16 protein-coding genes are annotated in these 12,373 nt (G+C 58.3%); 8 read left to right on the top strand and 8 right to left on the bottom strand.

What is annotated here, in order from left to right; all coding sequences use genetic code 11:
• Position 1: 1 nt before the first annotated feature.
• Entirely contained in the window at positions 2 to 247 is a 246-nt protein-coding gene (locus IG616_RS01970) for a zinc-finger domain-containing protein (RefSeq protein WP_192145870.1), read from the bottom strand.
• 202 nt (positions 248 to 449) lie between these two features.
• On the opposite strand from IG616_RS01970, the gene IG616_RS01965 reads away from it, so the two are divergent.
• Positions 450 to 1,205, top strand: coding sequence for an alpha/beta fold hydrolase (locus IG616_RS01965; RefSeq protein WP_192145868.1), 756 nt, complete (start codon positions 450 to 452; stop codon positions 1,203 to 1,205).
• The gene (locus tag IG616_RS01960; protein ID WP_192145866.1) at positions 1,205 to 2,083 is read left to right on the top strand and encodes an alpha/beta fold hydrolase; all 879 of its coding nucleotides are present in this window, start codon (positions 1,205 to 1,207) and stop codon (positions 2,081 to 2,083) included. The genes IG616_RS01965 and IG616_RS01960 overlap by 1 nt, the downstream gene beginning before the upstream one ends.
• 254 nt (positions 2,084 to 2,337) lie before the next feature.
• On the opposite strand, the gene IG616_RS01955 is transcribed toward IG616_RS01960, so the two are convergent.
• On the bottom strand, positions 2,338 to 3,141 hold the full coding sequence (locus IG616_RS01955; RefSeq protein WP_343072328.1) for an enoyl-CoA hydratase: 804 nt from the start codon (positions 3,139 to 3,141) through the stop codon (positions 2,338 to 2,340).
• Positions 3,142 to 3,303: 162 nt separating this feature from the next.
• Between IG616_RS01955 and cysE the strand changes: the two genes are divergently transcribed.
• Both cysE and IG616_RS22960 read left to right on the top strand, forming a co-directional pair.
• Positions 3,304 to 4,155 (top strand): serine O-acetyltransferase, encoded by an 852-nt coding sequence (gene cysE / locus IG616_RS01950; protein WP_192145864.1) that lies wholly within the window; start codon positions 3,304 to 3,306, stop codon positions 4,153 to 4,155.
• A gap of 75 nt (positions 4,156 to 4,230) precedes the next feature.
• Positions 4,231 to 4,446, top strand: a complete 216-nt coding sequence (locus IG616_RS22960) for a DUF3126 family protein (protein WP_192145862.1) — start codon at positions 4,231 to 4,233, stop codon at positions 4,444 to 4,446.
• Positions 4,447 to 4,608: 162 nt separating this feature from the next.
• Here the strand turns inward: IG616_RS22960 and IG616_RS01940 are convergent, their stop codons facing one another.
• Complete coding sequence (locus IG616_RS01940) at positions 4,609 to 5,331, bottom strand: hypothetical protein (protein ID WP_192145860.1); 723 nt, start codon at positions 5,329 to 5,331, stop codon at positions 4,609 to 4,611.
• Between the two features lie 222 nt (positions 5,332 to 5,553).
• Here IG616_RS01940 and IG616_RS01935 point away from each other — a divergent pair, with 222 nt between their 5' ends.
• Complete coding sequence (locus IG616_RS01935) at positions 5,554 to 5,877, top strand: DUF6949 family protein (protein WP_192145858.1); 324 nt, start codon at positions 5,554 to 5,556, stop codon at positions 5,875 to 5,877.
• A gap of 26 nt (positions 5,878 to 5,903) precedes the next feature.
• Positions 5,904 to 6,431, top strand: a complete 528-nt coding sequence (locus IG616_RS01930; RefSeq protein ID WP_192145856.1) for a gamma carbonic anhydrase family protein — start codon at positions 5,904 to 5,906, stop codon at positions 6,429 to 6,431.
• Positions 6,432 to 6,618: 187 nt separating this feature from the next.
• On the opposite strand, the gene IG616_RS01925 is transcribed toward IG616_RS01930, so the two are convergent.
• The 3 genes from IG616_RS01925 to IG616_RS01915 all read right to left on the bottom strand — a co-directional run bounded on the left by IG616_RS01925 (position 6,619) and on the right by IG616_RS01915 (position 9,071).
• A complete protein-coding gene (locus IG616_RS01925) occupies positions 6,619 to 7,236 on the bottom strand; it encodes a transglutaminase-like cysteine peptidase (RefSeq protein WP_209007225.1) in 618 nt (205 codons plus the stop codon).
• Positions 7,237 to 7,695: 459 nt separating this feature from the next.
• The gene (locus tag IG616_RS01920) at positions 7,696 to 8,322 is read right to left on the bottom strand and encodes a PilZ domain-containing protein (protein ID WP_192145854.1); all 627 of its coding nucleotides are present in this window, start codon (positions 8,320 to 8,322) and stop codon (positions 7,696 to 7,698) included.
• Between the two features lie 101 nt (positions 8,323 to 8,423).
• On the bottom strand, positions 8,424 to 9,071 hold the full coding sequence (locus IG616_RS01915; RefSeq protein ID WP_192145852.1) for a PAS domain-containing protein: 648 nt from the start codon (positions 9,069 to 9,071) through the stop codon (positions 8,424 to 8,426).
• 488 nt (positions 9,072 to 9,559) lie between these two features.
• Between IG616_RS01915 and IG616_RS01910 the strand changes: the two genes are divergently transcribed.
• Both IG616_RS01910 and IG616_RS01905 read left to right on the top strand, forming a co-directional pair.
• The gene (locus IG616_RS01910) at positions 9,560 to 10,324 is read left to right on the top strand and encodes a rhomboid family intramembrane serine protease (RefSeq protein ID WP_192145850.1); all 765 of its coding nucleotides are present in this window, start codon (positions 9,560 to 9,562) and stop codon (positions 10,322 to 10,324) included.
• Between the two features lie 101 nt (positions 10,325 to 10,425).
• Positions 10,426 to 10,857, top strand: coding sequence for a CBS domain-containing protein (locus tag IG616_RS01905; protein WP_192145848.1), 432 nt, complete (start codon positions 10,426 to 10,428; stop codon positions 10,855 to 10,857).
• A 148-nt stretch (positions 10,858 to 11,005) separates the two neighbouring features.
• Here the strand turns inward: IG616_RS01905 and hisI are convergent, their stop codons facing one another.
• The gene (hisI, locus tag IG616_RS01900; protein WP_192145846.1) at positions 11,006 to 11,458 is read right to left on the bottom strand and encodes a phosphoribosyl-AMP cyclohydrolase; all 453 of its coding nucleotides are present in this window, start codon (positions 11,456 to 11,458) and stop codon (positions 11,006 to 11,008) included.
• Between the two features lie 31 nt (positions 11,459 to 11,489).
• A complete protein-coding gene (folE, locus tag IG616_RS01895; protein ID WP_192146650.1) occupies positions 11,490 to 12,125 on the bottom strand; it encodes a GTP cyclohydrolase I FolE in 636 nt (211 codons plus the stop codon).
• Positions 12,126 to 12,373: the final 248 nt, after the last annotated feature.

The following is a 12,373-nucleotide window of genomic DNA, read 5'->3' as shown; positions in this document are numbered from 1 at the left end:
ATCAGGCGGCTTCCGGCGCCCAGGCGCAATCAGCCGGAGAGGCTTCTTCTGCCTTCAGAGTTGCATCGAACTTGTAGAGCGTCGAGCAATAGGGGCAGACGATCTCATGTTCGTTGCCCATGTCCAGGAAGATATGCGGATGATCGAAGGGGGGCTTTGCGCCGATGCACATGAATTCATGCGCACCGATTGCGATCGAGTCATGGCCGCTGGTGTTTTGGAAGTGCGGGATGAAGTGATCCGCCATCGGTTCAATCCAATACGTCAAAGGGTTTCGTTGGCCGGAACATACTCATTTGAATTCGGCTTGGGTAGAGGGAAGGATGTTTCCTTCCCCATCCCTGTCCCGTTTAGGAGACGAATGAGGCCTCAGAAGGGCTTTTCCCTTGCCGGTATTCGCCATAAGCTGGGAGGAGTATATTTACCGTTTACGTCAAAGTAAGGTCAAAATGCCGAAGTTTCAAAAGGATGGAATCGAGATCTCCTATCTGGATGAGGGAGAAGGCGATCCGATCCTCCTCATTCACGGATTTGCGTCAAATAGCTCAATCAACTGGGTCTATCCAGGCTGGGTCGACCTGCTGGTGAAAGATGGCCGCCGGGTGATTGCACTCGACAACCGCGGCCACGGCGAGAGCACGAAGTTCTATGATCCCGAATCCTATGGCGCGCCCGTGATGGCGGAAGACGCGCGCCGGCTGCTCGATCATCTGGGTATCGGGACGGCAGACGTCATGGGCTATTCCATGGGCGCGCGTATTTCTGCGTTTCTGACACTCAACCACCCCGACCGGGTGAAGCGGGTGATCTTTGGTGGTCTCGGCATCGGCATGATCACTGGCGTTGGCGATCCTGAGCCGATTGCCCTGGGGCTGGAAGCGGACAAGATCCAGGATGTCACCGACCGGACCGGCCGGGCCTTCCGCGCCTTTGCCGAGCAGACCAAGTCGGACCGCAGGGCGCTGGCTGCCTGTATCCGCTCGTCCCGCCAGAAAATCTCGGAAGCAGATGTGGGCCGGATCAGCCGCCCGGCCCTGATTGCCGTCGGAACCAAGGACGACATTGCCGGCTCCGCGCAAAAGCTCGCTGACCTGATGCAGAACGCTCATGTGCTGGACATTCCGAACCGTGACCACATGGTGGCCGTCGGGGACAAGGTCTACAAACAGGGCGTTCTTGCCTTCCTCAATGGGGAGATGGACTGATGGCTATGCCTGTCATCTTTGAGGGAAGGGAAGGGAACCGTCTGGTTGCCGACCGGTATGGCGGCAGCGGGCAGCCGGTCCTTCTGCTTCACGGTGGCGGGCAGACACGCCATTCCTGGGCGGGAGCTGCCGAGCGTATCGCCGCGCTTGGACATGTTGTCTATTGCCTCGATCAGCGTGGTCACGGGGAAAGCGACTGGGTTGCCTCCGGCCATTATGGTTTTGAGGATTTCGCCAGTGATCTGATTGCTGTGAGTGGACAGATCCTGGCTGAGACCGGTGCCCGGCCTGTGGTGGTTGGGGCGTCTCTTGGGGGGCTTGCCTCCATGCTGGCGGAAGGCGAACTGGAGAGTGGTTGTCTCGCCGCCCTTGTACTGGTTGATGTGACTCCCCGGATGGATCACGGTGGAGTCGGCAAGGTGATCGGCTTCATGAGTGACCGGATTGAAGCGGGCTTTGCTACTGTTGAAGAGGCCGCGGAAGCGATTGCGGCCTATCTGCCCAACCGCAAGCGCCCTTCCGATCTGTCGGGTCTGTCGAAGAACCTTCGCCTCGGAGATGATGGCCGCTACCGCTGGCACTGGGATCCGAAGTTCATCCTGGCAGAGCGCTCGCCAGGTGGTGCCAAGGCCGCAATGGTGGAAGAGCGGATGGTGGCTGCCGCATCCCATCTGAAGGTGCCCGTGCTTTTGGTCCGGGGCCGGAATTCGGAGCTGGTCTCGGAAAGCCATGCGCGCGAATTTCAGGAGCTCGTTCCACACGCCTTGTTTACGGATATTCAAGGAGCTGGACATATGGTTGCAGGTGACCGCAATGATGTCTTTGCCGGTGCGGTGGAAGGCTTCCTTCTGGGCCTGAAGACATCGGAGCAAGCTTGAAGTTCTAAAAGCTGGAGTCATTCCAGTGGCTTGAATCCGTTTGTTCAGGTTCTGAATCTGATTCAGGTTTTTCACGTTCCGATTCAGCTTCAAGTAGCCTGATTGGCTGATTTTTCCGGAAGCTGAATAACGGAAACGATCTCTTCTCATGTGATGATTCAAGTTTGGCTCAGGTGTGAAACCTGAGTCTTCGCAGTGGTTTCGTGCTGTTCTTGAAGAGATTGAATCGGGAAGTTGAAGCGGTATCTCCCGTTTCATTGCCCCGTGAAGCTTGGCTGACGCTTTTCCAGGAAGGCCGAGCGCCCCTCCGCAAAGTCGGAACTAGTGAAACAGGCCTCCGCCGCGGCAATCGCTTTTGCCATGTCTTCAGGCGCACCACTGGAAAGGGCATTGATCGTCAGCTTGGCCGCTTTCAATGTCATCGGCGCGTTGGCGCTGATCGTGTCTGCCAGAACCCGGCAGCGGTCTTCCAGAGCGTCTTCGGGCACCAGTTCGTCGATCACCTTGGCGGTCAATGCTTCTCCGGCGGTGAGCCGGCTGGCGGTGAAGAGCAGGCGCTTGGCGGTCGCCGGACCCACAGCCTCGACAATGTCGGCCATGGCTTCGACAGGATAGGCAAGGCCCAGCCGGGCAGCGGGAATGGCAAAGACGCTTCCCTCTGCCGCGATGCGCATGTCGCAGGCAAAAGCGAGGCCGAGGCCTCCGCCGAGACAGTGGCCACGGATCATGGCGAGGGTCGGCTTAGCTGCTGTCTTCAGCGCCTTGAAGGCCGCGACATTGATCGCGTCATAGGAGCGGGCGGCATCCGCGGTTGCGCGGGTCGCCTCGAACTCCGAAATGTCCGCGCCGGAGACAAAGGAGCTGCCGCCAGCGCCCCGCAGGATGATGAGGCGCACGTCCGGATTGTCGCAAAGTGTTTCGACGTGTTCTGGAAGCTGTGTCCACATGGTAAGGCTCAGGGCATTGCGTTTGGCCTCATTGTCGACTACCAGCCAGCCAACAGGTCCCTCGACCATGGTCCGGATTGTTCCGGTCGTGCGTTGCGGGGAAGGTTTCACGCTTGCGGCTCCTTGTCTCTCTCGCGAACCGTCCTGCAGGCGGGGCGAATTCGGGTCAGGTAATCAGTCCGGCAGCACGGGTGCAAGATTGTCTTTGGAATTACCCGGAACGACCCTATCTTAGTTGTCCGTAAGAAGGACGGCTTGAAAAGGAGACAAGCCATGTCAAATCCAAGTCCACGCCAGAATGCAGCTACGCTCGCGCTGCATGATCCGGTCTGGCGCCAGCTTCGCGACGAAGCCAAGGCCATGGTTGCCGCTGAGCCGGCATTGTCGTCCTTCGTCTATGAGACTGTTCTCAACCACGAGAAGCTTGAAGAAGCCGTTGTCCACCGGCTCGGTGACCGGCTTGGCCGGGACATCGTATCTGCCTCGCTGATCCGCCAGACCTATCTTGAGGCTCTTGCCTCGGAGCCCGTGCTGGCCGAAATCTTCCGGGTGGACATGGTGGCTGTCTTTGACCGTGACCCGGCCTGCAACCGGTTTCTGGAGCCAGTACTCTATTTCAAGGGCTTCCACGCGCTTCAGACCCATCGTCTCGCCAACTGGCTCTGGCGTCAGGGGCGGCATGACTTCGCGCTCTATCTGCAAAGCCGTTCCTCAGAGGTCTTCCAGGTTGATATCCATCCGGCGGTTCCTGTTGGCCGCGGTATCTTCATCGACCATGGTACCGGCCTGGTCGTCGGTGGAACCGCTCAGATCGGCGATGATGTCTCCATCCTTCAGGGCGTTACCCTTGGCGGGACCGGCAAGGAGAGCGGCGACCGGCATCCGAAGATCCGTCATGGCGTTTTGATCGGCGCAGGCGCGAAGGTTCTCGGCAATCTGGAAATCGGCAACTGCTCGCGCATTGCCGCAGGATCGGTGGTCCTCAAGGACGTGCCGCCGAACACCACGGTCGCTGGCGTTCCGGCGAAGGTTGTCGGGAAGGCCGGTTGCTCCGAACCATCGCGCAGCATGAACCAGCTCCTGGCCGCCGATGCAGCTGCGGAACAGGAACACGGGGAAAGCTGATACCTGGCGGTTGGCAAGCTTGCTGATTGCTGTAGGGTCCGCGCAAACCGAACACGAAAAATCTGGAGAAGCCACGTGAAGGCTGAAGAAATCAAGAAGCTCGAAGCTTACCTGCAGAAGAAATTCTCCCTGACCACGCTGAAGCTCAAGGCGCGCCCGCGCAAGGATGATTCCGCCGAGGTCTACATCGGCGACGAGTTCATCGGTGTGATCTTCCGCGATGACGAGGACGAGGATCTGAGCTGGAACTTCCAGATGGCCATCCTTGAGATGGATCTTGAAGAGGCTTGATGGTCTTCCTGATCCGGTCACCGGATCTTGAACATCAAAAACCCGGCACGCCCGTCAGCGTGCCGGGTTTTTCTTTGCCCGTTGATACGCAACTGGATTTGCAAGGGGGAGTGGGAAGAGGGGGGATTGGGAAAAGGAGCGTGAGGTGTCTGGCCAGAGCCCTCAGACGGTCAGGCCCTTGATCAGGCCGAGGACCTTGCGGTCAAGCCGTCCCCAATTCGCCAGCAGGCCTTTTTCAAAGCGGTAGCGGACAATCAGTCCATCCGACCGCAGCTCCCGTTCACAGACAGCCGTCTTGTCCTTGTGTGTACGGCAGCGGGCGATGAAGTCCGATTGTGTGCCAGGCTCGAACACGATCTGATCCAGCATCAGAGACACGGGTGATGACAGCGTCAGAACCTCCAGCCCGGCCGGTCCGGAGACCTCAGGACCGCGTGCCAGGCGCCTGTAGACGGGTTCCAGCTGGTCGCGCATCGTTTCCTGCCCAGTGTCCGCCAGAACATCGACTTCGATTAGATTGGATCCTTTGCGGAAGGCGCCGGAAGACCGCCGGTCGTTTGCGGCAAAACCGGTCATGGCGGGCCAAAGGGCGCTCAGTTCCAGCCGGTCGAGGCTGCGGCCTCCGGTCGCCTGGGTAAGAGTTTGGGTCAGGCGCTGCGATGGCGTGCGCATCAGGCCGCCATCAACAACCATCTCGACACCGCCAACCCGCATGTGCAGTCCGTTCGGGTCGGGTGTCCAATACATCTCTCCGCGCCAGGCGCCGGTCCATCTTGCCGCCAGAACACAGATGTAGAGCACTGTAAGCACAGCGATGCCGCCGGTCAGAATCGTGAAGTGAACCGGCTTCATGCCGCTGGATTTGGGTAATTCCAGCGGGATCATCTCGCAGCCCCGCAAGATCCACCTGACCTAAAACGGCGCACCTTTACCCGAAGCCAGGACAAGCCTGTGCCAGTTCGGGACCAGAGGTGTTTCACCGTGTTGCGCATTGGTCAGGGTTTCTGCCAGGTTAATGCCGTTGGTCAGAACGGCACAGCTATTGCTATTGACCCTATTAATGGGCCAGATTCAGGCTCAAATGGTTAACAAGAGGTTAATTGTTCTATGTCTGATCTCTTTCTGGCGTTGTATATCTGCTGTGCAGGCTCCGTGGCTGCGGGAGTGATTGGCAGTGCTTACCAGTTTTTGACCAATCAACCGCCCCGATTCAATCTCGCAGTGGAAGGCGTTGCAGGAATCGTTGGATATGCCGGACTTTGCTTCTTTGCGGGCCCTTTTATCATCATGCGCAACGCCATCCGGGGGCGCCGGATAGAGAATCGCCCGCTCGGCTGGTTCGTCGCGTCCTCCACCATTGCAGGCATGTGGAGCCTTGGAACGGGCTTGCTGCTGATTCAGCTCATTCTTATTGTCATGGGCCGTTACTGATCACAGCCAAGCGAAAAGGATATCCCATGACACTCTACCAGCTCGATGGTGTGGAGCCTGACCTGCCGGACGGTGGCCATTACTGGATTGCGCCGGATGCCAGTGTCATTGGAAAGGTGAAGTTGGAAGAGGATGCCAGTGTCTGGTTTGGAGCGGTCCTGCGGGGGGATAACGAGCTGATCCATGTGGGTGAGCGCTCGAATGTGCAGGATGGCTGCGTGCTGCATACGGACATGGGCTTTCCACTTACCATCGGTGCGGATTGCACGATCGGTCACAAGGCGATCCTGCATGGCTGCACGATTGGTGAGAATTCGCTGATCGGAATGGGGGCAACCGTGCTCAATGGGGCGGTGATCGGCCGCAATTGCATCGTGGGCGCCAACGCGCTGATCGGCGAAGGCAAGGTCATTCCCGACAATTCGCTTGTCGTTGGCATGCCCGGCAAGGTGATCCGGCAGCTTGACGAGGCGGCGGAGAACCGGCTTCGCGACTCTGCCGCGAACTATGTGCGCAACTGGAAGCGCTTCAAGGCAGGCCTGAAACCGGTCTGAATGATCCCTGACGCGACGGTTTCACCCCACAAAGGGGAGGGTGAAAAGGACGGGAGCCGGCCTGCGGGGGCGGGCCGGCTCCCTGGACCCGGTCGTGGTAGGGATGGGGAGGGTGGGGACGCGACCGGATCTTTCTCTGGCGCCTGCCCGGAGTTTCCTGCGGACTGGCGGATGCACATAACTGGTGTCAGTTTCCGACGCTGCCGACTGCGGTAACGCGGGTGTCCGAAATGCCGGTCCACTTGGCCGGTTCGCGGGTCGACTGCCGCTTGATGTAACGGTAGGGCGTCGCGTACCAGGGCAGGACGGCTTCAATCTGGTTGTCGAGGATCATGTCCCCCTGGTCGGTACGAACGGTCAGGACGGCGTGCCCGGCGTTCTTCATATCCTTCGCAACCGTGATCAGCAGGGCGCTGCGCGGCCATCCGGCGTTGAGCAGCTCCCGCTGCTTCTCCAGGACGTATTCCTCACAGTCGCCTTTGCCATTTGACGGATAGGCCCAGTACTCGAGCTTTCCGAACTGTTCTTCGTCGGTGACAGGACGGATCTTCTTGTTCACGCGCTTGTTCAGGTCGATCAGTTCCTGCCAGCGGCTTTCCGAAAGCTTGACGACAACAGGCTGCTCCGGTTTGCCAACGCAGGCTGCGCTGTTTTCTTTACAGAACTGAACATGGCCCAGTGGTGCCGATACACTCTTGCCCATCTCCATGAAACGGGCTGGCGATGCTTGAGCCAAAGTGCTCATTGCTGCCACCGCAATCCCGAAACAGGCAATCTTCAGTTTTGAATTCGATCTAATCATCATGAGCCCTCCCCAAGGCTGGCATCACGATGACATTTCGATTTTTATTACTTCATAATCCGCTAGATAAGAACAGAATAGAACTTAAATGTAATCTGATTTTATTTTGAAATGACTTTAATTTTATTTTGAATCAAACTTAAGGTACATTTGAGTAAAATTGTATCTATTTCAATCTAACTATCTGGAATCGCAATAAAATCAGATCAGGTAAGGTGCTCAGAAAACGTCTTGCGGTCAGCGCTTTGCGAGCTGAAACCTTGAGACATGAGGTGCTGGAGCCGCTAAACCCCGCCTGAAAATAGCTTTCCAAATCGCGGGGCATGGCAAACGAAAGGTTTCCGCCGCCGCCGTCGAGCAAAGCGGCTGGTGTTTATGGGGCGAAGCCTTGGGCAAAGAAAAACCGGCGTGCAGAGACTGCGCGCCGGTCATGACCTGTATTCTTCGGATAGGGCGGGAGGATCAGTTGCCCGTAATGTGGTGCTCCAGAAGCTCCCGGTTCTGAATGGCGGCGAACTCGACGGCGATACCGCCTTCGATCTGGCGCACCACGCGGGCGCGCATCTTGCCGAGAGCGATGCTCTCGCCGATCGCCGGATTCGCATCCGTCGCGATGGCCGCGCCGGAAAGAGATACGTCGATCAGGCGGCAGACGTGTTCGCTGCCATCTTCCAGCACAATCTTGGTGATCGGGTTCTTCGGAACGAAACGGTCGTGGCGCCGGTCTTCCGGCAGGTTGAGCTCGTCGCGGTTGGCAAGCCAGGTCAGGATATTGGCCAGCTTGTCCCGCTTGCGCGGCGTGTTGCGGAGTTCGACAGCAAATCCGCCGTCGATGATCCGGGAAATCCGGCCTTCCACGCGGCTGATATGGTCGAGATAGGCGACGACCCTTTCGCCGACCTTGCCGGTGACCGGGGTGATCATGGCCATTCCACCTGGGGACATGTCGATGACCTGGCACGGATATTCGCGCCGGTCTTCCAGCATGAAACGGCCGAGAATATTTACATGGACGCGCTGGTGCCGCCGTCTGTCGACGGCCTGCAATGGCCTGCTGCCTTCGGTCTGTGCTGCCAGTCCGGCTATCATGCGCAAGCCGCCTCGTTATCCCGCAAAAATTGCGTAATCCTACCTTTCGCTAGTTTAGGAATGTGGGGTTAATGATCCGTAAGGGCTGCCGATAGAATCTGTCAGGCCTTGCCGCCTTCATAGACCACCAGATGCCCGACGCGGCGTTCCGCGCCTGCGGGGATCATTGCGGGGCCTGGAACAGGCATGGATTCCACTTTGAAGCTGGGCATCAGCGGGTTCGCGGACCGGGTCCGGTTCATGAACATCGGACGCTCGTCCGGCCAGACTAGACGGAGACTGGAGATCGACTGGCGCAGGATCGGGTGCAGGCCCATCCAATAGGGGCGTTCCATGGGCGTACAACATCCAAGGACGCGGGTGCGCCCCTCGCCAGGGACGTTCAACGGCAGAAGCAGCATCTCCATCGGCAGGACATGGTCCCGTTCCGTATGACCGCTGACGCCAACGACGGCTGCCGCGGCATCTTCCGTAATTGCTGCAATCAGGCTGGCCAGAGCTTCCTTGTCCTTGGCATCCCAGCCGCGCAGAAAATCCCGTCCCTTTAGTTCCCGGCAATGAGCCGAGCAAAGCCGGGTGCCGGCAAGACGGTAGCGGACCGTCTCATCGTCGCAGACTTCCAGGATGAACGTGTCTCCCAGAAGGCCCCGGATCTGACCCGGGTCAATCTCACTGCGGTTTGGCGCTGGACGGTTGCCACGCAGATCGTCCCAATAGCTGTATAGGGTCTGTGTAACACCGTTTTTCATCTGGTTTTGCCTTTTGTTTTTTAGGGCCGGTGTTCGGAAAAGTCTGCTGTGTGCAGAAATGGGACACCTTCCCGTATTCGCTCCTGTTTGCGCTTTACTAAGCAGCTGGCATGCCAATCCGGCAGAGTTGCTCCGATTGTCGTGGAAAGGGTTGGGTAAGGTTAACAAAACCCTACCTGGTTTGAAGGGTTCTCTCGGGGGTAAATTAAGGATTTGTTTACAATCTGGCACGAATTGGCGCTTTGGCTTCCGTGAAAGTACCAGTGTCTGGGTTGTTCCTATTGGCCGAGGCTGGGCGGCGGGGAAAAGAAGGCAGAGCTGCGCGGCGGAGTGCGTGTCCTTTGATGGCATGGATGGTCTGTGCCGATGTGTGCCGGAGTGACCCGCTCCGGGACACATATGTCCCGTGATGGCCGGATCCGAAACTTCGGCACTTGCACATCCGTGTCTTCCGCGTACATCTGCAGGATGATCGTTGTGAGGCCCAGATGAACCAGCATGTCTTTCCCCCAAATCGACCTCAGGAGCAGGAGGGCCCTCCGCCGGCAATCAACCTGCCTGGTGTCATCGTCATCCTTGCTGCGGTCATGACGGGGATTCATGTCTTGCAGGAGTATGTGTTTTCAGGAGAGACCAACCTGGAAATCATGGAGCTTTTTGCCTTCTGGCCCGTCCGGTATCTGCCGGATGTCTTCGCGAGCGGCCGTGTGGCAGGGGGCATCTACGCAGACATCTGGACCTTCGTGACCTACGGCTTTCTTCATGGAGGCTGGGCCCATCTCTTTCTGAATCTCATGTGGATGGCAGCCTTCGGATCTGCTGTTGTCTGGAGGTTCGGAACCTCCCGCTTTCTGATCTTGTCTGGCCTTTGCACGGTGGCTGGCGCAGCCCTTCATCTTCTCACCCACTATGGTGAGCCGGTTCCGATCATTGGGGCATCCGCAGCAGTGTCCGGTCAGATGGCGGCGGCAACCCGCTTTGTCTTTGAACTTGGCGCCCCCCTTGGGGCCGTGCGGTTGCAGGATCGCTCCGCGTTCTTCATTCCCGCTCCGCCGCTTCTCCAGTCCCTGCGCAATTCCAGGGTTCTCGGCATGGTTCTGGCCTGGTTCGGGATCAATTTCCTCTTTGCGTTCATACCGGGTCTGATCGGTGGACAGGAGGGTGTGTCGATCGCCTGGGAAGCGCATGTCGGCGGCTTTCTGGCTGGTTTGCTCCTGTTTCCGCTGCTTGATCCGGTTCCGGTCCGGAGATAACGCACCGGCAAGTAGCAGTTTGCGTCCCGGCGAATCTTTGTCATGATGACTGTCCGGGTATGGGGGAGGCCCTGCCGGGCACATTCTTGGAGGATTTGCAGATGACGGTAGCCGCGATTTTGAATGAAAAAGGGCGGGAAGTGATCACCGAGCGCGGTGGCGCATTGCTTCTGCAGATATGCCAGACACTGGGCACCAACAAGATCGGTGCCATGGTGATTGTCGATGCCAAGGGGCATATCGAGGGCATCATTTCCGAGCGTGACATCGTGAAGGCCATCGGCCGGGATGGGCCAGATGCGCTGAACCAGCCGGTTTCCCAGATCATGACCAAGGCAGTCGTCACCTGCACCGAGGAGGAAACGGTGAACCAGGTGATGCAGAAGATGAGCTCCGGCCGCTTCCGTCACGTGCCTGTGGTCAAGGACAAGAAGCTGAACGGGCTCATTTCCATTGGTGACGTTGTCAAACACCGGATTGCCCAGGTGGAAATGGAAGCCGAGCACATGCGCACCTACATCGCCATGACCTGAGTGTTCCGCCTGCAGCCGGCGCCCTGACGTTTCCGTCCCTGGATATTCGGCTTGCGATCTGGAGCTTCAAACATGGAAAAATCCGCTCCGGTACATGCCAGGGCGGGTTTTTCTGTATTTGCCCGGCAGAATTTACCCGTTCCCGGTATTATTTGCCGTAGACGTCCTTGGGGTCGTAAACGCGTTCGCCGCCGGAGTGTTCGAGCACCGGCTTGCCGGTCTCGTCGAGAACGATCCTGCGGAAGAAGCAGGAATTGTAGCCCACGTGGCAGGTCGCGCCATTGCCTTCGACGGTAACCTTGAGCCAGATGGCATCCTGATCACAGTCGGTCAGAATTTCCTGTACCTTCTGGACCTGACCTGATGTGCCGCCCTTCTTCCAGTACTCCTGCCGCGAGCGGCTCCAATACCAGGCCTCTCCGGTCTCGATTGTCCGGCGCAGCGCTTCGTCGTTCATGTAGCCGACCATCAGCAGCTCGCCGGTCGCATGATCGGTCACAACGGCACAAATCAGCCCGTTTTCATCAAATTTAGGCTGAAGTCCGGATCCTGTCTCGATCTCGGACTTGCTGCCCCGTTCCGGAAAAATGCTGCTGGTCACAATGACCCCCTTGCCAGATGTGGCGGGGAGGTCAGAGGCCTCCGCCGCGCACCAGGGACATGAACTTGGCCTGTTCAGCCGGTTCGTCCTGGAAAATACCCGTGAATTGCGTGGTGATGGTCGAAACACCAGGCTTTTGAACGCCGCGCATGGTCATGCACTGATGTTCTGCTTCGAGCAGGACGGCGAGACCGCGCGGGGCGAGCTGGTCGTCAATGGCTGATGCGATCTGGGCCGTCAAGTTCTCCTGGGTCTGAAGGCGCTTTGCGAAGATGTCGACCACCCGCGCCAGCTTCGACAGGCCGACAACCCCTTCAGCAGGGTAATAGGCAATATGTGCCTGACCGATGAAGGGCAGCATATGGTGTTCGCAATGGGAGTGGAACGGGATGCCGCGGACCATGACGATGTCCTTGTAGCCGCCCACGTCCTCGAAGGTGCGCTCCAGATGCTCGTTGGGGTCTTTGAAATAACCGCCGAAGAGCTCTGTATAGGCTTTGACGACCCGCTTCGGGGTATCGAGCAGACCTTCGCGGTCCGGATCATCTCCGGCCCATGCCAGAAGCGTGCGCACGGCGGCTTCCGCTTCCTCGCGGCTGGGCCGGCGGATTTCGTTCGGGGACTTGCGCTGGTGGCTGGCACTACCGCTTTTCAGAACAGCGTCCATTTCGCTTCTCGCACTCTCTGTCATTCTGCCTGCCGTCAGGCTGTCCGTCGTCAAGCTATCTGTCACCTAGCCGGTCTTTCAGATGGCCGCGTCTTCTACGGGCCAGCTTTGGGGGCAGATCACTGATCCAGATGATCTCGAGCTGCCGTCATCTCACATCGACACTTCACGCTGGCACATGAGGCCAGCGCATTTGCGTTCCCATCCTGTGTTCCCTCGTCCGGAGCTTTGGTTCAGTCCCCAAAGTC

The sequence above is a fragment of the Roseibium litorale genome (genome assembly GCF_014842915.1).
GTDB lineage: Bacteria > Pseudomonadota > Alphaproteobacteria > Rhizobiales > Stappiaceae > Roseibium > Roseibium litorale.
The sequence above is the reverse complement of the archived record's forward strand: the minus strand, read 5'-3'. Positions and strand labels throughout refer to the sequence as shown.

What these genes read in the sequence shown, in the direction of transcription:
- folE (WP_192146650.1), bottom strand. Translation starts at nt 12,125, where the DNA reads ATGGACGCTGTTCTGAAAAGCGGTAGTGCCAGCCACCAGCGCAAGTCC.
- IG616_RS01940 (WP_192145860.1), bottom strand. Translation starts at nt 5,331, where the DNA reads ATGATCCCGCTGGAATTACCCAAATCCAGCGGCATGAAGCCGGTTCAC.
- IG616_RS01935 (WP_192145858.1), top strand. Translation starts at nt 5,554, where the DNA reads ATGTCTGATCTCTTTCTGGCGTTGTATATCTGCTGTGCAGGCTCCGTG.
- IG616_RS01960 (WP_192145866.1), top strand. Translation starts at nt 1,205, where the DNA reads ATGGCTATGCCTGTCATCTTTGAGGGAAGGGAAGGGAACCGTCTGGTT.
- IG616_RS01965 (WP_192145868.1), top strand. Translation starts at nt 450, where the DNA reads ATGCCGAAGTTTCAAAAGGATGGAATCGAGATCTCCTATCTGGATGAG.
- IG616_RS01930 (WP_192145856.1), top strand. Translation starts at nt 5,904, where the DNA reads ATGACACTCTACCAGCTCGATGGTGTGGAGCCTGACCTGCCGGACGGT.
- IG616_RS01910 (WP_192145850.1), top strand. Translation starts at nt 9,560, where the DNA reads ATGAACCAGCATGTCTTTCCCCCAAATCGACCTCAGGAGCAGGAGGGC.
- IG616_RS01905 (WP_192145848.1), top strand. Translation starts at nt 10,426, where the DNA reads ATGACGGTAGCCGCGATTTTGAATGAAAAAGGGCGGGAAGTGATCACC.
- IG616_RS01970 (WP_192145870.1), bottom strand. Translation starts at nt 247, where the DNA reads ATGGCGGATCACTTCATCCCGCACTTCCAAAACACCAGCGGCCATGAC.
- IG616_RS01915 (WP_192145852.1), bottom strand. Translation starts at nt 9,071, where the DNA reads ATGAAAAACGGTGTTACACAGACCCTATACAGCTATTGGGACGATCTG.
- cysE (WP_192145864.1), top strand. Translation starts at nt 3,304, where the DNA reads ATGTCAAATCCAAGTCCACGCCAGAATGCAGCTACGCTCGCGCTGCAT.
- IG616_RS01920 (WP_192145854.1), bottom strand. Translation starts at nt 8,322, where the DNA reads ATGATAGCCGGACTGGCAGCACAGACCGAAGGCAGCAGGCCATTGCAG.
- IG616_RS01925 (WP_209007225.1), bottom strand. Translation starts at nt 7,236, where the DNA reads ATGATGATTAGATCGAATTCAAAACTGAAGATTGCCTGTTTCGGGATT.